Here is a 23,033-nt window from a genome sequence, read left to right as displayed (position 1 = left end):
GCGGGTGCTGGTGGCGGGTCAGACCGCCGCCTTCTTGAGGCGGCGGCGCTCGCGTTCGGACAGACCGCCCCAGATGCCGAAGCGCTCGTCGTTGGCGAGCGCGTACTCCAGGCACTCGGAACGGACCTCGCAGGCGAGACAGACCTTCTTGGCCTCGCGTGTGGAGCCGCCCTTCTCGGGGAAGAACGACTCGGGATCGGTCTGGGCGCACAGCGCGCGCTCCTGCCAGCCGAGTTCCTCTTCGTCCACGCCCTCGACGGCCTCAACGGCTACTGCCTCGACCAGCAGGTGCTGGAACAGCTCGGTCATGTAGCGCCCCTCGTCTGTTTTTGCGTCCCCGTGATGTGGTCGTTACCTATCCGGGTCGAAACGACACGAGTGAAATTACAAGTGTGCCGATCCGAGCGAGTCAAGCCGGGATCTGCTATTGGGTCCCTTATTCACTCTGCGGAACCAAGGGTATACGGTAAGTGTTCAAATCGGCATAAACCATGACACCCGTCAACCGCCCGTTCGGGGCCATGTCCCTCATGAGGGAAAGACGGACGACGGATTGGTGTCGTTCCGGTGACAAGGAGGAAGCGAAACTGATCACATTCGGATCACGGGACCGTCACGTCGTTGGACAGACCCCGTGTTGCCGCGTGTATCCCGTGGGGGCTGTGGACAAACCTTCCGACGTGGTGAGCGACCGGAACAGGTGAAACCCCGCCACGGGAGGGGGGCGCGGTTGACATCCGAGGTGTGAGCCGGTTGCCTGGTGGGCATGCTCGCGAACTTGGCGCTTTCCGTGACCCGCCCCGGGTCCTTCGGTGCTGCCCGCTCGCGCTGTAGCTGTTGCTGTTCCGGCTGTTGAGCCCACCGCGCTCCGGCCGTCCCTCCCCTCGCCCGTACCCGGGCGACGCCTTTCCCGGGGCGTTCCCCCGTCCGTGATCCGGACACCCCGCCCCCGCCGCACATCCCGCCCCCCACTCTTCGCCGAGGACCCACCGCATCCATGAACAGCGACAGCGACCTCCAGATCGCGGGCGACATCCTTGAGGTGCCTCACCTCCTCCAGCCCGCCCGCGAGCACCCCGCCACCGTGGCCGAGTTCGCCGGCCTCGCCCGGACCATCGCCGCCGACCGCGCCGCGTGGGCGCACCTGGTGCGCTACGACGCGACCAGCCGCTGGTACCACCGCCTGCGCACCGGCCCCGGCTACGAGGTGTGGCTGCTGTCCTGGGTACCCGGCCAGGACAGCGGACGGCACGACCACGGCGGCTCCAGCGGCGTGCTCACCGTCCTCGACGGCGAACTGACCGAACGCACCCGCGACACCGAACGCGTCCTGCGGCCGGGCGCACAGCGGGTCTTCGCGCCCGGCTACGTCCACGAGGTCGCCAACGACGCGCTCGAACCGGCGGTGAGCCTGCACGTGTACTTCCCCGGGCTCACCGAGATGCCGATGCACGCCGCCCGCTGCGCCGCGCTGAACGCCCCCGCCCGGGCCTGAGCGGAGCCGCCCACGGCCGGGCCCCGCGTTGTCGTACCCGCCTGACAGACTTGGCCGTATGCGCATTGTGGTTCTGGCAGGCGGTATCGGCGGAGCCCGGTTCCTGCGCGGTCTGAAGAAGGCCGTACAGGGCACGGGGGTCACGGACATCACCGTCATCGGCAACACCGGGGACGACATCCACCTCTTCGGGCTGAAGGTCTGTCCCGACCTCGACACGGTGATGTACACCCTGGGCGACGGCATCGACGAGGAGCAGGGCTGGGGGCGCTCGCAGGAGACGTTCCACGTCAAGGAGGAGCTGGCGGCGTACGGCGTGGGACCCGGCTGGTTCGGGCTCGGCGACCGGGACTTCGCCACCCACATCGTGCGGACGCAGATGCTGTCCGCGGGGTACCCGCTCAGCGCGGTCACCGAGGCCCTGTGCGAGCGGTGGCAGCCCGGGGTACGGCTCATCCCCATGTCGGACGACCGTATCGAGACCCATGTCGCGATCACCGTCCCCGAGGGCGAGCCCGGCGCGGGTGAGCGCAAGGCGGTCCACTTCCAGGAGTACTGGGTGCGGCTGCGCGCCTCCGTGGACGCGCACGCCGTCGTCCCGGTCGGCGCCGACCGGGCCAAGCCCGCGCCGGGCGTGCTCGACGCGCTGGCGAGCGCCGACGTCGTGCTGTTCCCGCCGTCGAACCCGGTCGTCAGCATCGGCACGATCCTCGCGGTGCCCGGCATCCGCGAGGCCATCGCGGACGCGGGCGTCCCCGTGGTGGGCCTGTCCCCCATCGTCGGGGACGCGCCCGTGCGCGGGATGGCCGACAAGGTCCTGACCGCTGTCGGCGTCGAGACCACCGCCGCGGCGGTCGCGGAGCACTACGGCTCCGGCCTGCTGGACGGCTGGCTGGTCGACACCGTGGACGAGGGCTCCGTCGCGCGCGTGGAGGCCGCCGGTATCCGCTGCCGCGCGGTCCCCCTGCTGATGACGGACATCGACGCCACCGCGCGGATGGCGCGCGAGGCGCTGGCACTGGCGGAAGAGGTCCGCGCGTGAGCACCGCACAGCCGCGGGACGGCTTCCGGGTCTGGGCGGTGCCCGGGATCGGCGAGGTGACCGCCGGGGACGACCTGGCGAAGCTGATCGCCGCCGCCGAGCCCGCGTTGGCCGACGGCGATGTCGTCCTGGTCACCTCGAAGATCGTCTCCAAGGCGGAGGGCCGGGTGCTCGACGCCGCCGACCGCGAGAGCGCCATAGACGCGGAGACCGTACGCGTGATCGCGCGCCGCGGCCCGCTGCGGATCGTCGAGAACCGGCAGGGCCTGGTGATGGCCGCCGCCGGGGTCGACGCGTCGAACACCCCCGCCGGGACGGTGCTGCTGCTGCCCGAGGACTCCGACGCGTCCGCGCGGGCCGTCCGGGACGGGCTGCGGGACCTCCTCGGGGTCACCGTGGGCGTCCTCGTCACCGACACCGCCGGGCGCCCCTGGCGCAACGGCCTCACCGACATCGCCATCGGCGCGGCGGGCGTCCATGTGCTGGACGATCTGCGGGGCGGCACCGACAGCCACGGCAATCCGCTGAGCGCCACCGTCGTCGCCACCGCCGACGAACTCGCCGCCGCCGGTGACCTCGTCAAGGGCAAGACCGCGGGACTGCCCGTCGCCGTGGTGCGGGGGCTGCCGCACACCGTGACCGGCGCCGACGGCACCGGTCCGGGACCGGACGCCCGGGAACTGATCCGTCCCGCGTACGACGACATGTTCCGGCTGGGGACCTCCGAGGCGGTCCGCGAGGCCGTCACCCAGCGGCGCACCATCCGCGCGTTCACCGACGAGCCCGTCGACCCCGGAGCGGTACGCCGCGCGGTCGCCGCCGCCGTCACCGCGCCCGCGCCGCACCACACCACGCCCTGGCGGTTCGTGCTGCTGGAGAGCGCCGCGTCCCGTACCGCGCTGCTCGACGCCATGCGGGACGCCTGGATCGCGGACCTGCGGGCGGACGGCAAGCCGGAGGAGTCCATCGCCAAACGGGTCCGCCGGGGCGACGTCCTGCGCAACGCGCCCTATCTGGTGGTGCCCTGCCTGGTGACCGACGGCGCGCACCACTACGGGCACGCCCGGCGGGACGCGGCCGAGCGGGAGATGTTCGTCGTCGCCATGGGCGCCGGGGTGCAGAACCTCCTCGTCGCGCTGGCCGGTGAGCGGCTGGGCTCCGCGTGGGTGTCGTCCACGATGTTCTGCCGCGAGGTCGTCCGGGAGGTCCTCGGGCTGCCCGCCGACTGGGACCCCATGGGCGCGGTCGCCGTGGGGCACCCCGCCGAGGAGCCCCGGCCACGGCCCGCGCGGGAGGCCGACGCGTTCATCGACGTACGGTGAAGGGGCGGGCGCCGCGGCGTACCCACGCGCGCGGGGCCCCTCCCGGCCGGCCCGCGGCCCCTGACCCCCGGATACGGATCTGACCCCATGGCTGGACGGTACGCACCGCGACCGACGCGCACGACCGTGCGCGGCGGGCAGCTCGGCGTACCCGCTCCCGTCGCCGGGTCGGGCCCCCGCCGGAACGCGGACGACACGGGACGTACCCGGGTGTGGGCGCCGCCCGGACCGGTCGATCCGGGACTCGTGCTCGGGCCGCTGCGGCGCGGGCCCGGTGACCCCACGTTCCGCGCGATGCCCGACGGGTCCGTGTGGCGGGCCTGCCGGACGCCCGCCGGGCCGGGCACCCTGCGGGTGGCCTCGCGGGGCGGGGACGTCGAGGGCATCGCGTGGGGGCCCGGCGGTGAGTGGCTGCTGGACCGGCTGCCGGAGCTGCTGGGCGGGGCGGACCGGCCCGACGAGTTCGTGCCCCGGCACCGGGTCGTCGCGCACACCTGGCGGCGGCGGCCCGGACTGCGGCTGACCCGGACCGGGCTGGTCATGGAGTCGCTGATCCCGTCCGTGCTGGAGCAGAAGGTCACCGCCGACGAGGCGTACCGGGCGTGGCGGCGGCTGGTCCGCAGGTTCGGGGAGGTCGCGCCCGGGCCCGCGGCGGACGGGCGGCGGGTGCCGTCGCTGCATGTGATGCCCCGCGCGCGGGACTGGGTACTGGTGCCGTCCTGGGAGTGGCACCGCGCCGGGGTCGACGACAAGCGGGCCGCGACCGTGCTGCGGGCCGTGCGGGTGGCCGGGCGGCTGGAGCAGGCCACCGGGCTGGCGCCCGAGGCCGCGCGGGCCCGGCTGGAGCTCGTCGCGGGCGTCGGGCCCTGGACCTCGGCGGAGGTCGTGCAGCGCAGTCATGGGGCGGCGGACTGTGTGACGGTCGGGGACCTGCACCTTCCCGGGGTCGTGGGGTACGCCCTCGCGGGGGACCGGGACGTGGACGACGACGGCATGCTGGAGCTGTTGGCGCCTTACGCCGGGCAGCGGCACAGGGCCTGTCGGCTGATCCTGCTGTCCGGGGTGGCCCCGGCCCGGCGCCACCCGAAGATGCCCCGCACCGACATCGGCCTCCTCTGACCCCTCCGGTCCGGCGGGTCGCCTTCGCTTGCGCTTCCGAGGTTTCCTGTGCGGGTCGCCTTCGCTGGCGCTTCTGGGGTTCCACACCTGGACGTACTTGTTCCCGTGCGGGTACGTCCGGGGGTGCGCAGTTCCCCGCGCCCCTGGATGCTGCCCCCGGGTCCGTTGTCCGTCGGGTGCGGGGCCGTCCTCGTTTTGCGCAGTTCCCCGCGCCCCTTAGGTCGCGCCCCTTGCGGTTCCCGTTCGGGTGCGGGTGGTCCTTAGTTGCTCGCGCAGTTCCCCGCGCCCCTGAGGTTCCATACCTGGACGTACCTGTTGCTGTGCCGGTCGGACGGGGGTGCGCAGTTCCTCGCGCCCCTGGATGCTGCCCCATTGCGGTTGTTCTTCGGGGGCGGGGCCGTCCTCGTTTTCGCGCAGTTCCCCGCGCCCCTTAGGTTGCGCCCCTTGCGGTTCCCGTTCGGGTGCGGGTGGTCCTTGGTTGCTCGCGCAGTTCCCCGCGGGTCGCCTTCGCTGGCGCTTCTGGGGTTCCACACCTGGACGTACCTGCTTCCTGTGCGGGTACGTCCGGGGGTGCGCAGTTCCCCGCGCCCCTGGGGGGTGCCCCATTGCGGTCGCTCTTCGGGTGCGGGTCTGCCCTCGTCTTTTGCGCAGTTCCCCGCGCCCCTTTGGGGGCGTCTCAGCCTCCTCCTCGTGCAGTCGCATGGCTGCGGGAGGGGGTGGGCGGGAATCTCTGCTCGCAGACTCCGATGCTTCAGTGGCTGTGCTGGACGTCGTACCGAGCGTGTCGGATCGAGGACGGAGAATCCCGACCGGCACCGACCCGAAAGACGGCAGAACGCGCCCCAAAGGGGCGCGGGGAACTGCGCACCCCACGAACGACGGCACAGGAACGAAGTACGCCCAGCACAGGAAACCCAGGGGCGCGGGGAACTGCGCACCCACCGAGCGACCCGCACAGGGACAAGTACGCCCACCCGGACAGACCGAGGACAGGCCCGCACCCGAGGAGCGACAGCAAGCGGCAACCGCTACGGGCTACCGGTCAGGGGAGAAGCGGAGGGCGCCCGCCGGGAGCGCCGCGCCGCACCAGACCCGGGCCCCGTCCCGCAACTCGTTGTCGGCCCCGACCCGCGCGTCGTCCCCCACCACCGTGTCCCGCAGCGTCGTCCGCGCCCCGATCCGCGCCCGCGCCCCGATCATCGAGTCGGTGATCACCGTCCCCGGCGCGATGACCGCCCCGGACAGCACCGTACTGCCGGTGATCCGCGCCCCCGCGCCCACCCGCGCCCCGTGCCCGATCACCGTCCCGCCGCTCAGCTTCGCGTCCGACGCGACCTGCGCCGTGGGCAGCACCAGCCGGTCCCCGCAGCGGCCGGGCACCGCCGGGGACGGCACCCGCCCGAGGACCAGGTCCGCGGAACCCCGTACGAACGCCGCCGGGGTGCCGAGGTCCAGCCAGTACGTCGAGTCGACCATGCCCTGGAGATGGGCGCCGGACGACAGCAGGCCGGGAAACGTCTCGCGCTCCACGGAGACCGGGCGCCCGGCCGGGATGGTGTCGACGACCGACCGGCGGAAGACGTACGCCCCCGCGTTGATCTGGTCGGTGACGATCTCCTCGGGGGTCTGCGGCTTCTCCAGGAACGCGGTCACCCGGCCCGTCGGGTCCGTGGGCACGAGCCCGTACGCCCGCGGGTCCGCGACCTTCGTGAGGTGCAGGGAGATGTCCGCGCCGCTCGTCCCGTGCGCGGCGATCAGCGCGCGGATGTCGAGCCCGGTGAGGATGTCGCCGTTGAAGACGACGACCGGGTCGTCGGGCCCGGCGGCCAGCCGGGAGGCGGCGTTGCGGATGGCCCCGCCGGTGCCGAGCGGCTCGCGTTCGGTGACGTACTCCAGCCGCAGCCCCAGCGCGGAGCCGTCGCCGAAGTACGGCTCGAAGACCTCCGCGAGGTAGGACGTGGCGAGCACGATGTGGTCGATGCCCGCGGCCCTCGCCCTGGCCAGCTGGTGGGTCAGGAACGGCACCCCGGCCGCGGGGACCATCGGCTTGGGGGTGTTGACCGTGAGCGGACGGAGTCTGGTGCCCTTGCCACCGACCAGGAGAATCGCTTCTGTCACCTGTCTCGTCCCTGCCTTCTGCCGGGGCCGGCCGGACTCGTCTCCGGCCGGCCGGTGTGTGCGGACCGCTCGCCCGGCAGACGCGGTCAGGGGCCTGACGGTTGCGTGATCAGCGTCCTTGCAGTCGGGCCGAGGTACTGCGGGCGGTGCCGAGCTTGCTGTAGAGGCGGGCTCCCGGGCACGCCGTGTTGAAGCCGTCACGGTGCCCGGAGATCACATGGAGCCGAACCTTCTTTCCCTTTCGGTACAGATTGCCACCGCCCGACGTCAGATATGTCTTGCCCCTCGGATTGGCTCCGTACAGCCCCAGCTTCCAGGCCGTGAGCTTGGCGATCGCCTTGACGGCGGCGGAGGGCACCTTGGTCCGTCCGTAGGAGCCGAGCACCGCGATGCCCATGGTCTTCGCGTTGAAGCCGAGGGTGTGGGCCCCGAGGACCGCCTTGGTCACTCCCCCGGCCCGCCCTTCGTAGACGGTGCCGCACTTGTCGATGAGGAAGTTGTAGCCGAGGTCCCGCCAGCCGCTGCTCCGCACGTGGTAGCGGTAGATACCGCGGATGACCGAAGGCGACTGGGAGCAGCGGTAGTTGTTGCCGGTGGCGCTGTGGTGGACGAAGGCCGCCTTGACGGACGTGGTGTACACGAAGCCCCGGTCCCGCAGGCCCTCGTCGGCGCCCCATTTCTTCCGGCTGACGATCCCGGGGCGGGGGCCGATGTAGCGCTTGGCGGGGGCGGCCACGCGGGCGCGGGGGGGCTCGGCGGCCACGGCCCGGGGCGCGGCACCGACCCTGGATGCGGCACCGGCCCGGGGCGCGGGGTCGGACTCGGAATCGCCGCCGGACCCGGACTCGGACCCTGGTTCGGGGCCCGGGTCGACCAGTTCCAGGCGCAGGCCCCGGGGCAGCGCGGCGGCGCGGTCGCGGCCGGGGGACGTATGGCCGGGGTGGGTGCGGTCGTCGGACGGGTGGCCGGTGACCCTGGCCTCCACCCCGTCCGAGTCGCCGACCCACAGCGGGGCGGTGGCGCCCCGGACGCGGCCGGGACGGGCCTCGTCGGAACCGGGGTCGGCGCCGTGGTCGCCCTGGTGGACGTCGAGGTCCTGCCAGCCGGACCAGTCGGCGGTGCCGGTGGCGCGGGTACGGACCTGCACCCGGCCGTCGAGTTGCGCCGCGGCGTCCTCCCAGACCACGCCGACCAGGGAGAAGGGGCGGACACCGCGCGGGGCGAGACCCTGCTCCGGGGTGCCGGGCGGCCGCACCCGGTCGGCGGGGCGGGGAGCGAGCGCGAGGGACTGGGTGCCGCCCGGCGGTACGGGAGGAGAAGGGGCGGCAGGGCGGGCCGGGGTCGCGGGACGGGCCGGTGCGGCGGGGGCGGCGGGGGTGTCCGGTGGGGCGGGGTCCGGGTGCGGCGCGGACCGCGCCGCGGCGGGCAGGGCGAGCGGGAGGGCCAGTGCGATCGCGCAGGTGACGCCGACCGAGGAAGCTAGGAATCCACGCATACGCCTCATCTTTGACATAAGCACTCTTATCTGTCCATCGGAGAACTGACGAACCGTCTGCCCGCGACCGCTTGTCCACCCGCGCGGGTCGGCCCGTTCCCCCGCCCGGACCTGTGGCCGCTCCCCCGGGCGGGCGCGTCCCCCCTCCGGGGCGCGTAGCCTGTCGCGCGTGAACGCCTCCGATCGCACCCCCGCCGACCTGCTGCGATCCGCGCTTGCCGCGGACCCGTCCCGACCGCTGGTGACCTTCTACGACGACGCGACCGGGGAACGGGTCGAATTGTCGGTGGCCACCTTCGCCAATTGGGTGGCCAAGACCGCGAACCTGCTCCAGGGCGAGCTGAACGTGGAGCCCGGCGACCGGGTCGCGCTGCTGCTGCCCGCCCACTGGCAGACCGCGGTATGGCTGCTGGCCTGCTCGTCCGTGGGAGCGGTCGCCGATGTCGGCGGCGCGGCGGGCCGCGCCGACGCCGTGGTGGCCGGTCCGGACGCGCTGGACGCGGCCCGCGCGTGCGGCGGCGAACGGGTGGCGCTGGCGCTGCGCCCGCTGGGCGGCAGATTCCCGGTGGCCCCCGAGGGGTTCGCCGACTACGCGGTCGAGGTGCCCTCACAGGGGGACCGGTTCGCCCCCTTCGCCCCGGTCGACCCGCACGAGGCGGCGCTGATCGTGGCGGGAGCGGAGTACTCCGGCGCGGAGGTCGTGGCGCGGGCGGTGGCGGACGCGGAGCGGCTCGGGATCGTCGGCCCCGGCGCCCGGGTGATGTCGCTGCTCGGGTACGACACCTGGGACGGGCTCGCGGCGGGACTGTACGGGCCGCTGGCCGCCGGGGGTTCCGTGGTGCTGTGCCGCAACTCCGGGGATCTCGACGACGACGCGCTGGCGAAACGCGTCGAGACCGAACATGTGACGGCCACGGCCCGCTGACCCCGTACCGCCCGGACCACGACGACCCGCCACGCCCCTCCGGCAGCGCCGCACCCCGACCACGCACATCCACGACCCGCCACGACCGGCCGCCCCGTCCGGTAGCGCCGCGACCACGCCGACCCCGTACCGTCCAGCACCACCGCGACCGCCACCGCCCCACCGGCCACGTCCCGTACCGCCACGACCCGCCGGTCACGGCACTGAGTGCCGACGGGTGCGGCGGGGTGGATCTCAGGGGCCGGCCGGGTCCGGGGCCGGGCCCGGCCGACCCGTGGCGCCGCCCGTCCCAGATGTCCCAGCCGTCGCGCGAGCGCGAGTGTGCCACGGCCACATCCGGACAGCCTGGGAGCAAACACACATGCGGGAACCGGATCAACGGCCGAAGAAATGCTCCATATTGCCCGGTTGTATGGACGTGGAATGTGTCACCGTCCTCGCTGTGCGCCCAACTGGGCGGATAGTGTGAGCGATCCCGGTGCGGGCGGCCGTCGCATGGTCGTGCACTGAGTGACTGATCCACTGCGTGCCTTCGAGGGGGGAAGGCGCTGCGCTGGGCCCTTACGGAGGACGCATACAACCGTGGACGCGCAAGGCCATGGGCGGGGGGACGACATCGACCCCGCAGACCAGTGGGTACTGAATCCAGAGACCGGTGACTACGAGCTTCGGCTCGACAGTTCCCCGGAGCAGTCGAGTGTGCCGACCCCGCGTCGGGCTCCCCGGCCGGGGGCCGCACGCGCGCCCGGGCCCCGGCAGCCCTCCGACCCCGCGGGCCGCCGTGCGTCCAGGGGCGAGCGCCCCGGGCAGCCGGGGTCCCGCTCCCGTTCCTCCGCGCCGTCCCGTGACGAGTCCGGCACCCGTGATCTTCCCGGTCAGCGCAGGCGCCGGGCCGCGCCGCCGGAGCCGCCGGACCGCCGCCGGGGCAAGGCGGCGCGCAAGAGGCCGCCGAAGAAGTCCCGGGGCAAGCGGGTGCTGATCTGGGGCAGTGGCGCGCTCGCCGTGGTCCTGGTCGGCGCGGGCACCTCCGCGTATCTGTATCTGGAGCATCTGAACAGCAACATCAAGACCACCGATGTCGGCAGCGCGGGCGCCAAGGGGTTCAGCAAGGACAAGGCCGTGAACATCCTGGTGATCGGCACCGACAAGCGGACCGGTGAGGGGAACGGCGGCTACGGCGACAAGAACAGCGCCGGTCACGCCGACACGACCTTGCTGCTGCATGTGTCCAAGGACCGCTCGAACGCGACGGTCATGAGCATCCCCCGGGACCTCATCACGGACATCCCCGACTGCCCGACGAAGCAGTCGGACGGCTCCACCAAGGTGGTCCCCGGTTCGGTCCAGGTGCGTTTCAACACCAGCCTCGGCCAGGGCGGCCGGGACGCGGGCTGCGCGATGCGGACGGTCACGGAGCTGACCGGGGTGCAGGTCGACCACTTCATGCTGGCCGACTTCGACGCGGTGAAGACGCTGACGAGCGCGGTGGGCGGCGTCGAGGTCTGTGTCGCCAAGGACATCGACGACCCCAAGTCGCATCTGAAGCTCTCCGCGGGCAAGCACACCATCGAGGGCGAGCAGGCGCTCGCGTTCGTCCGCACCCGCGACAGCTTCGGCAACCGCAGCGACCTCGACCGCATCCAGGTGCAGCAGCAGTTCCTCGGTTCGCTGATGCGCAAGCTGAAGTCCGACTCGACGCTGTCCAGCCCGACCAAGATGCTCGACCTCGCCGAGGCGGCGACGAAGGCGCTGGAGGTCGACACGGGGATCGGCAGCATCAACAAGCTCAAGGACGTGGGGCTGGAGATGAAGAAGGTGAACCCGAAGAACATCACCTTCACCACGCTCCCCGTCGAGGACAACCCGGCCGAGGAGGTGCCGACGACCGTCGTCGTCGAACCCGTCAAGGCCGAACCGCTGTTCGCGATGATCCGCGACGATGTGTCGCTGACCGAGGTCAAGCAGCAGGAGAAGGCCGACGCGAAGAAGGCGAAGGCCGCCCAGGCGAAACTCCTCGAAGGGCCGAAGTCCGACCCCGCCGAGGTCCGGGTGAACGTCTACAACGGCGGCGCCCCCGCGGGATCCGCTCAGGAAACTCTCACCTGGCTCCAGAACAATGAGGGCGTGCTCAAGTCCACCCAGCTCGGCAACGCACCGGCCGAGGTCGCCAAGACCCAGCTCGCCTACGCCCCTGACCAGGCCGATCAGGCCCGCAGGCTGGCGGAGGTCATGGGTCTGCCCGCGTCCGCGATGAAGCCGGGCGAGAGCGAGGAGAACGCGCAGGGCCTGCCCGCGATCGTGCTGACGCTCGGCAAGGACTTCAAGAGCGCGGGGGTACCGGTCAACGCTCCGACGAAGGCGCCGGAGGGCATCCAGAAGGTCGAAGCGGACAAGGCGGTCTGCTCGGAGTAACCCTTTGCGTGTCCCGGGCGTCTAACGGGGCAACTTGAGTACTTCGGCGGTGTGCTGGGAGGGGTTGCTGATGGGGCGAAGTGGGATGCGCGGGGAGGATTCCCGGCCACCCGTCCGTCGTAGCGGCCCGCCCGCCCCGAGCGGCACGGACCTCGCGGACGAGGAGGACGGCGGCGCCGGGAACGACGGTACGGGTGTCCCCGCGGCGGCGGACACCGGTACGGACGGGGCGCGGGCGGGCGCCCGGGACTCCGGAACCACCGGCGGCAGCGCCGCCGCGCTCGCGGCGGAGGAGACCCCGCCCGGCCGGACCCGCACCGCGGCCACCCGCACTCCCCCGGGCCGTACGAGGACCAAGGACCGCACCCGTCCGGGGGAGCGCTCCCGACCGGCCCCCGCCGGACGCGGGGGACCCGGCAACGGCGGACGCGGCGGGTCCGGTGGACCCGGCGGGCGTGTCCCGCGCCGCAGACGGCGGATACTGCGCTGGTCGGCGATGGTGCTCGCGTTCGTCATACTCGGCACGGCCGGCGCCGGATACCTCTACTACCGCCATCTGAACGGCAACATCAAAAAGGGCGAGCTCAACATCGGTGAGCACAAGGCGCCCAGGCCCACCCCGAACGCGGCGGGCCAGACCCCGCTGAACATCCTGGTCATCGGCTCGGACAGCCGGAACACCAAGGAGAACCTGAAGCTCGGCGGCTCCACCGACAGTGTCGGCGCGGCCCCGCTGGCCGATGTGCAGATGCTGATCCACCTCTCGGCGGACCGCAGCAACATGTCGGTGGTCAGCATGCCCCGTGACACGCTCATCGAGATCCCCAAGTGCACCGACCCCGACACCGGCAAGGTGTACCCGGCGAGCAGCGGGCGGCTGATGACCAATCAGTCGCTGGGCCGCGGTGGCGCGGGCTGCACCGTCGCGACCTGGGAGAAGCTCACCGACGTCCACATCAACCACTTCGTGCAGGTCGACTTCGCGGGGGTGGTCTCGATGGCCGACGCGATCGGCGGGGTGCCGGTGTGCGTGGACCGCGACATCTACTCCCACACGAACGACGACAAGGGCTCCGGCCTCAAGCTCCCCAAGGGCACCCACTCCGTCAAGGGCGAACAGGCCCTCCAGTGGCTGCGCACCCGGTACGGGTTCGGGGACGGCAGCGACATAGGGCGGGCCAAGGCCCAGCACATGTACATGAGCTCGATGGTGCGGGAGATGCGGGAGAACGCGACGCTCAGCAACCCCGGCAAGCTGCGGGGTCTCGCGGAGACCGCGACCCGTTCGCTCACCGTCGACCGGGGGCTCGACACCGTGATGAAGCTGTACGACCTCGGCAACGAGCTGCGCAAGGTGCCGCCGGACCGGATCACCATGACGACCATGCCGTTCGACTACCTCGGTGCGCGGGTGGTGCCCAAGCCGGGGGACGCGGAGCAGTTGTTCCGGCTGATACGGGACGATGTCGCGCTCGACGGCAAGGACAAGAAGAAGCGGGCCGCGGCGCCGAAGAAGTCCGAGGACGCGGCGGCGGACGACGCGGAGATCCCCGTACAGGTCGTCAACGGGACCCGGACGGACGTGCTCGCGCCGGCCCGGGGGCGGGCGTCCACCGTCGCGCAGCTCCTCGTGGGCAAGGGGCTGGCCCGGGCCGTGGCCGACACCCAGGCCGCGGTGACCGAGGCGCGGACGGTGATCTCGTACCCCAGTGTGGATCTGGAGGGGGACGCGCGGCGGGTGGCCGAGCTGATGGGGATTCCGCTGTCCGCGGTGAAGCGGTCGACGGATGTCTCCGGGGTGACACTCGTCGTCGGGGCGGACTGGCGTGAGGGCGTGGCGTACGGCGGGGGTTCGGGTTCGCCCGAGGCCGAGGGGACGCCGGAGTCGGCGGACCTCCTGAACGGGGCGGACGAGGACGCCTGCATGGAGGTCAACCCCGCGTTTACGTACTGACCTCGGGGCATCGCCTTCGCTTGCGCTTCCTAGGTCTGTCCGGCTGGACGCGGTTGTCCCTGCGCCGTCGCTCGTCGTTTTCGCGCAGTTCCCCGCGGGTCGCCTTCGCTTGCGCTTCCCAGGTCTGTCCGGCTGGACGCACTTCGTCCCTGTGCCGTCGCTCGGTGGTTGTGCGCAGTTCCCCGCGCCCCTTTGGGGCGCGTCCGGCTTGTTCTTCGGGTCGGTGCCGGTCGGGATTCTCCGTCCTCGATCCGACACGCTCGGTACGACGTGTCGTTACCCGGCTGAAGAGCATCGGAGTCTGCGGGCAGAGATTCCCGCCCACCCCCTCCCGCAGCCCTGCGTCTGCGCGAGGAGGGGGCTTCCGCACCCGAAGGACTACGGGAACGGGGCGCCCCCAAAGGGGCGCGGGGAACTGCGCAAAAGACGAGGGCGGACCCGCACCCGAAGAGCGACCGCAAGGGGGCAGCATCCAGGGGCGCGGGGAACTGCGCACCCACGGAGTACCGCACGGGAACAAGTACGCCCAGGTGGGGAACCCCAGAGGCCCGAGCGAAGGCGACCCGCGGGGACAAGTGCGTCCAGCCGAGGAACCTCAGCGGCGCGAGCGAAGGCGACTCGCGATGACCCGTTTGGCCAGCGCACGCGGACTCGTGAGGAAGCCCCAGCCCCACGACATGTGCATCGTCGCCAGCGCCACAGGAATCCGCACCCGCGCCCCCAGCGGCATCCCCCGCCCCGCGGGCAGCGACCCCGCGGCTATCGCCGCGACGTACCCCCCGGGCACGACGAACGCCAGCGGGGTGACGGCCACCCCCAGCACCAGACCCGCGGCGATCGCGCAGACCGCGACCGGCGGCGCGAGGTAGCGCGGGTTGATGGAGCCCTGGTGGTAGCGGGCGACGACGTGCCGCCAACGCCCGTAGTCCTTGTACTGCTTGGCCAGCGCGCGGACACTGGGCCGGGGCCGGTAGGACACCCGCAGCTCGGGCGAGAACCAGATCAGCCCGCCCGCCTCACGGATACGGAAGTTCAGCTCCCAGTCCTGGGCCCGGATGAACTCCTCGTTGTACCCGCCCTGTTGTTCGAGGGCCTCGCGCCGGAACACCCCGAGGTACACCGTCTCGGCGGGCCCGGCCTGTCCGCCGGTGTGGAACGCCGCGTTGCCGACGCCGATCCGGGAGGTCATCGCCGCGGCGACCGCGTGCTCCCAGTCGTTCTCGCCCTCGGCGTGCATGATCCCGCCGACGTTCTGCGCGCCGGTCTCCTCCAGCAGCCGTACGGCCGTGGCGATGTAGTCGGGCGACAGCATCCCGTGCCCGTCGACCCGGACGACGATCGGATGCCGGGACGCCTTGATCGCGGCGTTCAGCGCGGCGGGGGTACGGCCCGTCGGGTTCGGCACGGTGTGCACGCGCGGGTCCTCGCGGACCAGTTCGGCGGCGATCTCGTCGGTGCGGTCCGTGGACGGGCCGATCGCGATCACCACCTCCATCTCGCCCGCGTACTCCTGGGCGAGGATCGCGTGGACGGCACCGCGCAGATGACGTTCCTCGTTGAGGACCGGCATGATCACGGAGACGGGGGGAAGCTTCGGGGCGGGCGTCGCGTTCATCGCCGCTCACGTTACCGCGAACGGGGGACACGGTCGCGCGCCGTCCGGCCGGTCACGCGGGCAGCATTTCCTATGGACGTACCGTCGTCCAGGCCCCTCGGCCGTTCCCGCGCGGGTGCGGCCCCGGGCCCCGTAGCGTCGAGCCCGCGCCCGTACCGCGAAGGTGTTCCCCACGTGCCCCCACCGCCCCGTCCGTCCTCCCGTCCGCGGCGCCCGGCGGGGCCCCCGCACGGCCGGGGTTCCGCGCCCGCGGCGCCCCGGGGACGCGGGCGTCCGCGCTGGGCGCGGCGGATCGTGACGACCCTGTCGGTGTCGGTGCTCGCGGCGGCGGGTATCGGGCACACGCTGATGACGGGGATCGACAGCGGGATCGAACGGGTCGACCCGTTCAAGGACATGAAGAACCGGCCGCGCGCCGGGAACGGCACGACGATGCTGCTCGTCGGCACGGACGGCCGGGACCGGATCACCCCGGCCGAGCGGGCGAAGTACCGGCTGGGCGGCGAGCCCTGCCGCTGCACGGACACCATCATGATCGTGCACATCTCGGCGGACCGGGGCCGGGCCAGTGTGGTGAGCCTGCCGAGGGACTCGTACGCGGAGATCCCCGGGCATGCCGACCGGACGACGGGCCGCAAGCACGCCCCGCACCCGGTGAAGCTGAACGCGGCGTACGCGGAGGGCGGGCCGCAGCTCACGGTGCGGACCGTGGAACATATGACGGGGGTGAAGATCGATCACTATCTGGAGGTCGACTTCACCAGCTTCATGCGGACGGTGGACGTGGTCGGCGGGGTCCGGATCTGCACGGAGAAGCCGATGAAGGACGCGTACACGGGTCTCGACCTGGCGGCCGGGCCGCATGATCTGAACGGCGGCCAGGCGCTCCAGTACGTGCGGTCGCGTCATATCGACGGCGCCGCCGACCTGGGGCGGATGCAGCGGCAGCAGACATTCATGGCCGCGCTGATCGCCAAGGCGACCTCGTCGGGGGTGCTGCTGAACCCGGTGCGGTTCCGTGAGCTGGCGCAGGCCTCGCTGGGGTCGGTACGGGCGTCCCGGGACTTCGGTACGGACGAGATGCTGGCCCTGGGGCGGGCGATGAAGGGGTTCTCGCCGTCGTCGTCGGAGTTCACGACGGTGCCGGTCGGCAATCCGAGCCATCAGGTCAAGGGCCTCGGGTCCACGGTGAAGTGGGACGACCGGAAGGCGAAGCGGCTGTTCCAGGCGCTGCGGGACGACAAGCCGCTGACCGTCCGCAAGAAGCGCCCGGCGGCGGTGGAGGTGCCGGTGGCCCCCGACCAGATCCGGGTCCAGGTGGAGAACGGCACGGCCGCCGCGGGACTCGGCGGGAAGGTCGACGCGGCGCTGCGCGGGGCGGGCTTCCGTACGACGGGTGTCCCCATGAACGCGGCGGACCGTACCGTCACCCGCACGCTGATCTTCCACGACCCGCGCTGGGACCGGTCGGCGAAGTCCCTGGCGGCGGCCCTGCCGGGCAGCGAGCTGCGGGAGCAGCGCGGGCGCGGGCCGGTGATGCGGGTGGTCGCGGGGAGCGGGTACGAGGGGGTCACCCGGGTCCGGGCGGCGGTCCCGGCGGAGTCCGGGGAGTTCGGCGCGGTGTCCGGCGACGAGGTGCTGTGCGGCGGGTAGGCAGGTAGCGGTTCCCGCGCGCGTGCGGGGCGGGCCGGGCGGGACATGACGGGATATGACGTGAGGGGCGGGCACCCGGCCGGGTGCCCGCCCCTCACGCGCGTACGGTGACGGGGTCAGCCGCTCTTGACGGTGATCTTGTCGCCGTTGTTCATCTGGTCGACCAGGGTCTTGATCTTCGCCCGGTCCCAGACGAGGTTGCTGCCTCGGGAGCCCGAGGTCGGGATGTTCATGGAGACGCCTTCGCCGCCGGTGACACCCTTCATGCCCCAGAACATCTCGCTGAGGTCGAACAGCCCCATGTCCTCGTCCACGATGAGGGTGTCGAGGCCGGCGCCCATCGTCGGGTACAGCTTGAACGGGTTGAGGACCGTGGACGGTGTCGCGGTCTGGCTCGCGAGCGCGGACAGGAACTTCTGCTGGTTCTTCGTCCGGTCGAGGTCGCTGCCCGCGAGGGCGTAGCGGGTGCGGACGAAGGCGAGGGCCTGCTGGCCGTCGAGGGTCTGGGTGCCGGCCTTGAAGTCGGCGCCGGAGTACTTGTCCTTGAAACCCTTGTCGAGCTTCATCTCGACGCCGCCGACCGCGTCGACGATCTTCGCGAAGCCGCCGAAGCCGATCTCCGCGTAGTGGTCGATGCGCAGCCCGGTGTTGTGCTCGACGGTGCGGACGAGGAGTTCGGGGCCGTCCTCGGCGTACGCGGCGTTGAGCTTGACGCGGCGGCCGGTGCCCTGGAACGTCTTGCCGGAGTCGGAGCCGACGAAGGAGGGGATCTCGACGTCGGAGTCGCGGGGCAGCGAGATCATCGCGTTCCCGCTGTCGCCGACGTGCAGGATCATCATGGAGTCGGTGCGCTTGCCGCCGGCGGAGCCGGTGTGGAGCTTCTTCTTCTCCTCGGCGGACATGCCCTCGCGGCTGTCGGAGCCGACGATCAGGTAGTTGGTGCCGTCGCCGTCGCGGGGGCGTTCGATGACCTTGGACAGGTCGACCTCGCGGTTGAGCTTGGAGTCGGCCCAGAAGTACGTACCGACGGAGACCGCGAGCAGCGTCACGGCCAGCGCGATCGAGCCGATCTTGATCCGGCGCTTCCAGTCGGGCGCGGGACGGGCCGCGCCGCCGCCCAGACGGCCGTCGTCCCCGCCGCCGCGCCGGCCACCACCGCCGCCACCGCCCTGGGAACCGTAGACCTGGCCGGTGTTGTAGCCGCTGTCGTAGCCGTCCTGCTGCTGCCCCTGGCCGCCCGGCGCGCCCTGGTGGCCGTATCCGTGCTGCTGCGGGACGCCCTGCGGCTGCGGTGGCGCCGACGGACGCGGGCCGGGGCCCCGGCCGCGTTGGACGTGCGGCATCGCGCGGGCGCCCTCGGGCTGCGCGCTGCCACTGCCGCGACCATATCCGTCACCGTTGCGGCCTCTGCCGCCCCGGTCGCTCCGCCCCTCGGGCCACTCGTTCATGGGCCATAGTGTGCCGGGTCGCGGCGGCGCCCTGACAGGGCGCGGGAATTTTCGGGGCGCCGCTGTTGCAGAGCTGATGCAATCCGGACGGCGCCGGGTCGCGCGGTGGCGCCCGTGCGACGGGGGGTGACGGGCACGTGTGAGCCGGGTCCTTCGGCACGCCATAAGGTGGAGGACATGACAGATCAGGCCCACGTGACGGAGTCCGGCGATCCCGGCACTCCCGACATCCCCGGCAAGCCCACCTCCGCTTCCCGGACCACGCTCAGCCACATCATGACCCACAACGACACCAACCTCCTGGGGACGGTGCACGGCGGCGTGATCATGAAGCTGGTCGACGACGCCGCGGGCGCCGTCGCCGGACGCCACTCGGGCGGGCCCGCGGTGACCGCGTCCATGGACGAGATGGTGTTCCTGGAGCCGGTCAGGGTCGGGGACCTCGTCCATGTGAAGGCGCAGGTCAACTGGACGGGCCGGACCTCGATGGAGGTCGGGGTGCGGGTGCTCGCCGAGCGGTGGAACGAGTCGACCGCGGCGACGCAGGTCGGTTCGGCGTACCTGGTCTTCGCGGCTGTCGACGCGGACGGGAAGCCGCGGGTCGTACCGCCGGTGGCACCCGAGAGCGAGCGGGACAAGCGGCGCTACCAGGAGGCCCAGATCCGGCGCACGCACCGGCTCGCCCGCCGCGAGGCGATCCGCGAGCTGCGCGCCCGGCGCATCGCCGACGGGATCGTGGACTAGGCCTCGGAGGGCGCGGAAATCCCGGTGCGCGGGCCCCGGACCCCGTCCTAGGGTGCCCGGATGACCTCTCTCGTACGGCATGTGACCATCGACTCCTCCGATCCGTACACGCTCGCCACCTTCTGGGCGGCGGCCCTCGGCGGGCGCCTCGCCGACGACGACCACCCCGGCGACCCGGAGGCCACGGTCGAGGCCACCGGGGTGAGCCTGCTGTTCGTGACCGTCCCGGACGCCAGGACCGTCAAGAACCGGGTCCACCTCGACCTCCAGCCGCAGGACCTCACCCGCGAGGAGGAGGTGGACCGCCTCCTGGCCCTCGGCGCGACCCTGGCCGGGGACCACCGCAGGCCGGACGGCAAGGGCTGGGCCACACTCACGGACCCCGAGGGCAACGAGTTCTGCGTGGAGCGCAGCGCGGGGGAACGGGCCGCCGACGCCTGAGCCCTCCCCCGCACGCGGCGTCCCGCCGTCCACCCGCGCCAGGTCCTGTCCGACAACCGGTCCGGTCACATGACGGCGGTGCCGGTCGGCGTCGCGCGGCTTCGTCGAACTCCCGTGGGAACGTTGATCGGTAAGCTGACCGCGCTCAGAACGGCCGACCGCACGCCGACCGGAAGCGCCCTACGCGAGAGGTACGGATGACGTTCGCCGACATCACCATCGTTCCCGTCCCGAGTGACCGCAAGGCCGTCTACCTGGCCTTCTCGCGGCGGATGGCCGACATCTACCGCGAGTACGGGGCGACCAGTATCGTCGACTACTGGCAGACGGGCGATCCGGTCAGCCAGGACGACTTCCACGCGGACGGGCTCTCCTACGGCCCGGGGGAACTGCGGGGGCTCGCGAGCGTGGCGGGCGCGTCAGCTCTGGAGTCGGCCGTCGTGACCATCACGGAGTGGCCGTCGAAGGCTGTCCGCGACCGAGGCACCGCGGCCGTCACGGGGGACCCCCGCGTCCTCGCCACGCTCGACGAGGACCCTGTGTTCGACGGGCGCCGCCTGGTCGCCGGGAGCTTCGAGGTCGCGATGAGCCTGCCGGACGACGCCTGCTGATCGGCCCTGGCCGCGCGGGGTGTGGTCGGCGGTGCACGGACCCCGGGCGTGCACGTGCTCGGCGCACACATGGTGCGTGACGCTGACGCTTCCGCTCATGCTTCCGTAGCCGATGGCCACCGGGGCGACGGTCCAGCGCCCGCACAGGCAGCAGTGCTCGCCGGACACCGGCGGCACCTGGGGGAACAGGTCGCCGTCCGTCACGCGGACACCCCGACCCGCGCCACGTCGGACCCGTCGAACGTGAACGGCACGTCCACCCCGAGCGCCGCCGCGGCAGCGGCCACCCGCCGCTCGTACTGCCGCTCCCGCTCCTCCTGCTCCCCGATCCACTCCCGCAGATACGGCGGGACCCGGTGCCCCCACGGCGACGGGACGCTCCGGGCGAGCACATGTACGGGGACGGGGGTCCGCGCGGCACAGATGACCAGCGGGGCCCTGACGGACCCGGCCGCATCCGCGAAGTACCTGGCGGTGTGCCGTCCGGGACGGGTGCGGGGGGTGCGGGGCGTCCAGGGGAGGACGTTCAGCAGCCGCGTAAAAGCTCGGGCGATAGGGTTGCGCACGTTGACGCTCCTCTTAAGCGTTGGCCATGCCCCCGGACGGTTGCCGCCGTCGCGGGGGTTCTTGTGTTTCTGAGACTAGCCAAGATTGTAAAGGGCTGCAAAGGCCTGACAATGACTGTCAAGGTGACGGGTCCGGCCGGACCGCTACCGTTTTGGGCATGAGCTACGGGCCAGACGATCAGATCGAGCGCGACGCGCCGGATGCGCCGTACGAGCAACTTGCCGAGATCCTTCGGGCCCGGATCGCACGCGGCGACTGGAAGCCCGATCGGGCGCTCACCGCGGAGACGCGCCTGTCCGGTGAGTACAAACTCAGCCGCCCGACCATTCGCCGCGCCATCGACGCCCTGGTGGACGCCGGGCTCGTCTACAGGGTTCCCGGGCGTGGTGCGTTCGTCACGGCTCGCGGGGCCGGGGGCGACACGTAGACGGTCGGACCCCGTCGCGAAGAGGCGGGAGCCCCGCCCGTCACCGGGTCACACGCCGGACGGCGGGCGGGGCGGCGGACTTACGGTGCGCCGAGGGTGCCTTGCCAGCGGCCCCGGGACAGATGGACCACTCCGTCCGGTGTCACCCGCGCGTCGGCGCCGTACAGGGGCAGTCCGCCCTCGGCGAGCATCCAGGTGCGGATGCGTTCCACCGTGTCCCACAGCCGGAGCGGTCCGCCCTGACGCACCTCGGGCGGGCCGGTCCACTCGGCGGACGCCCGGGCCCACGACCCGTCGGCGTGCGCCAGGTAGGCGGTGCGGGTCCGTCCGCTGGTCTCGTAACGGGTCTCGACGCCCGGTGTCGTCACTTCCAGCATGGACCGGACCTCCCATGCCTCGTCGACGTTCACCACGGGATAGCGGCCGGTGCTGGTCTTGTCCCCGTCCGCTTCCCGGGCGTGGGCGAACAGTTCGGCGAGCTCGGGCGGGTAGTCGTCGCCGGACCGGGTGAGCATGAACCCGGCCCAGTCCCGTTCGATCCGCCCGACCACATCACCGCCGGCCTGCTTCCACCCGGTGAGGATCATGGTGGTCCGGGCAAGGGTGGCGGCCAGCCGTCCGCCTTCGCGGAGCGCGCCGAGCACGGGGCGGAGTCCCGGGCCGGCGGGCATTCCCACGGTGGCGATGATCCGGTCGTACGTCCCCGGGATCTCCGCCGTGGCGTCCAGGGCGAGGAATCGGGGCCGGAGCCCGAGCCGCGCCAGCCGTTCCGCCGCCGCGCCCGTCAGGTACGGGTCCACGTCCACACTGGTCACGCGCTCGCTTCCGAGCCGTGCGGCGGCGTAGGCGGTGAGTCCGCCCGCGCCGGTGCCGAGATCGAGCAGGTCGAGCCCGTCCCCGAGCCGTCCGTGCCGCAGCATCGACACGACCAGGCTCGGCAGTGTCGCCGACGAAGTGGGGCGCCCCTCGGGGTGGTCGTCGGGCTGGGCGTGGTCAGCGTGCAGCGCGCCGACGCGGGTGATCAGGGACCGGTCCGCGTAGGCGGCGGAAAGCCATGCGTCCGGGTCGTCCTCGCCCACGCGCAGGGTCCAGCCTCCGCTCCGGTCGCGTTCCCACCACCGGGGTACCAGTTCATGCCGGGGAACGGCTGCCACGGGACCGAGCCACCGCGAGTCGGGGTCGGTCACCTGGTGCGCGAGCCGTTCCGCGTGCTGTTCCCACTCCATGGTCACGCCTCGCCGTCGCCGTAGTAGCTGGTCGCCAGGGTCACCCTGTCCCGCTCGAACGTGTCCCACCATGACCACGCGACGTGGATCAGGTTCGAGTAGACCTGAACGCCGAGCCCGAGGCCGAGCGCGTGTTCGGTGAAGTCGCGCCACTGCGGGTGGACGGTCGGTTCACCGCCGATGAGCTGGACGCGCGGGATGCCGAGTGCGGCGGCGTCGGTGATGACCTGCCGCCAGTCCGCGGGAGTCATCGTGCCGTGCGTGGCCCGGGGACCCGACTCGGACAGACAGTATGTGCAGGCCAGTTGGCACGTGCCGGTGATCTCCAATTTTCCGACCGCCTCTCGCGAGAAGCTGTCTTGACCAGGATCTTTGCGTACCGGACATGTTCGCCATGTGTCCGGTCGGTGCTGCGGTGG

20 protein-coding genes are annotated in these 23,033 nt (G+C 72.2%); 12 read left to right on the top strand and 8 right to left on the bottom strand.

The window, feature by feature from the left end:
- Positions 1-18: 18 nt before the first annotated feature.
- A complete protein-coding gene (locus OG711_RS24445; RefSeq protein ID WP_073792756.1) occupies positions 19-309 on the bottom strand; it encodes a WhiB family transcriptional regulator in 291 nt (96 codons plus the stop codon).
- A gap of 688 nt (positions 310-997) precedes the next feature.
- Here OG711_RS24445 and OG711_RS24440 point away from each other — a divergent pair.
- From OG711_RS24440 to OG711_RS24425, 4 genes are all read left to right on the top strand, one after another.
- Positions 998-1,495, top strand: coding sequence for a cysteine dioxygenase (locus tag OG711_RS24440; protein ID WP_099280094.1), 498 nt, complete (start codon positions 998-1,000; stop codon positions 1,493-1,495).
- A gap of 58 nt (positions 1,496-1,553) precedes the next feature.
- Complete coding sequence (gene cofD, locus OG711_RS24435; protein WP_073792758.1) at positions 1,554-2,537, top strand: 2-phospho-L-lactate transferase; 984 nt, start codon at positions 1,554-1,556, stop codon at positions 2,535-2,537.
- The gene (locus OG711_RS24430) at positions 2,534-3,859 is read left to right on the top strand and encodes a coenzyme F420-0:L-glutamate ligase (RefSeq protein ID WP_266516212.1); all 1,326 of its coding nucleotides are present in this window, start codon (positions 2,534-2,536) and stop codon (positions 3,857-3,859) included. The genes cofD and OG711_RS24430 overlap by 4 nt, the downstream gene beginning before the upstream one ends.
- An 87-nt stretch (positions 3,860-3,946) precedes the next feature.
- Complete coding sequence (locus OG711_RS24425) at positions 3,947-4,978, top strand: DNA-3-methyladenine glycosylase family protein (protein WP_266516215.1); 1,032 nt, start codon at positions 3,947-3,949, stop codon at positions 4,976-4,978.
- Positions 4,979-6,013: 1,035 nt separating this feature from the next.
- On the opposite strand, the gene manB is transcribed toward OG711_RS24425, so the two are convergent.
- Complete coding sequence (gene manB / locus OG711_RS24420; RefSeq protein ID WP_329560438.1) at positions 6,014-7,096, bottom strand: mannose-1-phosphate guanylyltransferase; 1,083 nt, start codon at positions 7,094-7,096, stop codon at positions 6,014-6,016.
- Positions 7,097-7,205: 109 nt separating this feature from the next.
- Positions 7,206-8,591, bottom strand: a complete 1,386-nt coding sequence (locus OG711_RS24415; protein WP_329560436.1) for a peptidoglycan recognition protein family protein — start codon at positions 8,589-8,591, stop codon at positions 7,206-7,208.
- A 169-nt stretch (positions 8,592-8,760) separates the two neighbouring features.
- Here OG711_RS24415 and OG711_RS24410 point away from each other — a divergent pair, with 169 nt between their 5' ends.
- The 3 genes from OG711_RS24410 (at position 8,761) to OG711_RS24400 (ending at position 13,882) form a co-directional block, all read left to right on the top strand.
- Positions 8,761-9,516 (top strand): TIGR03089 family protein, encoded by a 756-nt coding sequence (locus OG711_RS24410; RefSeq protein ID WP_329560434.1) that lies wholly within the window; start codon positions 8,761-8,763, stop codon positions 9,514-9,516.
- Between the two features lie 582 nt (positions 9,517-10,098).
- Positions 10,099-11,928, top strand: a complete 1,830-nt coding sequence (locus OG711_RS24405) for an LCP family glycopolymer transferase (protein ID WP_329560433.1) — start codon at positions 10,099-10,101, stop codon at positions 11,926-11,928.
- Between the two features lie 85 nt (positions 11,929-12,013).
- On the top strand, positions 12,014-13,882 hold the full coding sequence (locus OG711_RS24400; RefSeq protein ID WP_329560431.1) for an LCP family protein: 1,869 nt from the start codon (positions 12,014-12,016) through the stop codon (positions 13,880-13,882).
- A 595-nt stretch (positions 13,883-14,477) separates the two neighbouring features.
- Here OG711_RS24400 and OG711_RS24395 read toward each other — a convergent pair.
- Positions 14,478-15,497, bottom strand: a complete 1,020-nt coding sequence (locus OG711_RS24395) for a glycosyltransferase family 2 protein (RefSeq protein ID WP_073792765.1) — start codon at positions 15,495-15,497, stop codon at positions 14,478-14,480.
- 174 nt (positions 15,498-15,671) lie between these two features.
- Between OG711_RS24395 and OG711_RS24390 the strand changes: the two genes are divergently transcribed.
- Entirely contained in the window at positions 15,672-17,150 is a 1,479-nt protein-coding gene (locus OG711_RS24390; RefSeq protein WP_329560429.1) for an LCP family protein, read from the top strand.
- A 116-nt stretch (positions 17,151-17,266) separates the two neighbouring features.
- Here OG711_RS24390 and OG711_RS24385 read toward each other — a convergent pair whose 3' ends face one another.
- A complete protein-coding gene (locus OG711_RS24385) occupies positions 17,267-18,598 on the bottom strand; it encodes an LCP family protein (protein ID WP_073792767.1) in 1,332 nt (443 codons plus the stop codon).
- 177 nt (positions 18,599-18,775) lie between these two features.
- On the opposite strand from OG711_RS24385, the gene OG711_RS24380 reads away from it, so the two are divergent.
- The 3 genes from OG711_RS24380 (at position 18,776) to OG711_RS24370 (ending at position 20,394) form a co-directional block, all read left to right on the top strand.
- Positions 18,776-19,342 carry an acyl-CoA thioesterase gene (locus OG711_RS24380; RefSeq protein ID WP_073792768.1) on the top strand — a complete coding sequence of 189 codons (567 nt, stop codon included), beginning with the start codon at positions 18,776-18,778 and terminating at the stop codon, positions 19,340-19,342.
- Between the two features lie 60 nt (positions 19,343-19,402).
- Positions 19,403-19,783 (top strand): VOC family protein, encoded by a 381-nt coding sequence (locus OG711_RS24375; RefSeq protein WP_329560426.1) that lies wholly within the window; start codon positions 19,403-19,405, stop codon positions 19,781-19,783.
- 197 nt (positions 19,784-19,980) lie between these two features.
- Positions 19,981-20,394, top strand: coding sequence for a DUF1428 domain-containing protein (locus tag OG711_RS24370; protein WP_329560424.1), 414 nt, complete (start codon positions 19,981-19,983; stop codon positions 20,392-20,394).
- Positions 20,395-20,594: 200 nt separating this feature from the next.
- Here OG711_RS24370 and OG711_RS24365 read toward each other — a convergent pair whose 3' ends face one another.
- Complete coding sequence (locus tag OG711_RS24365) at positions 20,595-20,960, bottom strand: hypothetical protein (RefSeq protein ID WP_073792771.1); 366 nt, start codon at positions 20,958-20,960, stop codon at positions 20,595-20,597.
- A 158-nt stretch (positions 20,961-21,118) separates the two neighbouring features.
- Between OG711_RS24365 and OG711_RS24360 the strand changes: the two genes are divergently transcribed.
- The gene (locus OG711_RS24360; protein ID WP_073792772.1) at positions 21,119-21,388 is read left to right on the top strand and encodes a GntR family transcriptional regulator; all 270 of its coding nucleotides are present in this window, start codon (positions 21,119-21,121) and stop codon (positions 21,386-21,388) included.
- An 80-nt stretch (positions 21,389-21,468) separates the two neighbouring features.
- Here OG711_RS24360 and OG711_RS24355 read toward each other — a convergent pair whose 3' ends face one another.
- Positions 21,469-22,614 (bottom strand): methyltransferase domain-containing protein, encoded by a 1,146-nt coding sequence (locus tag OG711_RS24355; protein WP_329560421.1) that lies wholly within the window; start codon positions 22,612-22,614, stop codon positions 21,469-21,471.
- Between the two features lie 2 nt (positions 22,615-22,616).
- Positions 22,617-22,943: a radical SAM protein gene (locus OG711_RS24350; RefSeq protein ID WP_329560419.1), complete on the bottom strand. Its 327-nt coding sequence runs from the start codon at positions 22,941-22,943 to the stop codon at positions 22,617-22,619.
- Positions 22,944-23,033: the final 90 nt, after the last annotated feature.

This window comes from Streptomyces uncialis, from assembly GCF_036250755.1.
Taxonomy (GTDB): domain Bacteria; phylum Actinomycetota; class Actinomycetes; order Streptomycetales; family Streptomycetaceae; genus Streptomyces; species Streptomyces uncialis.
Note: the sequence above shows the minus strand (reverse complement) of the source record. Positions and strands in the feature narration are given on the sequence as shown.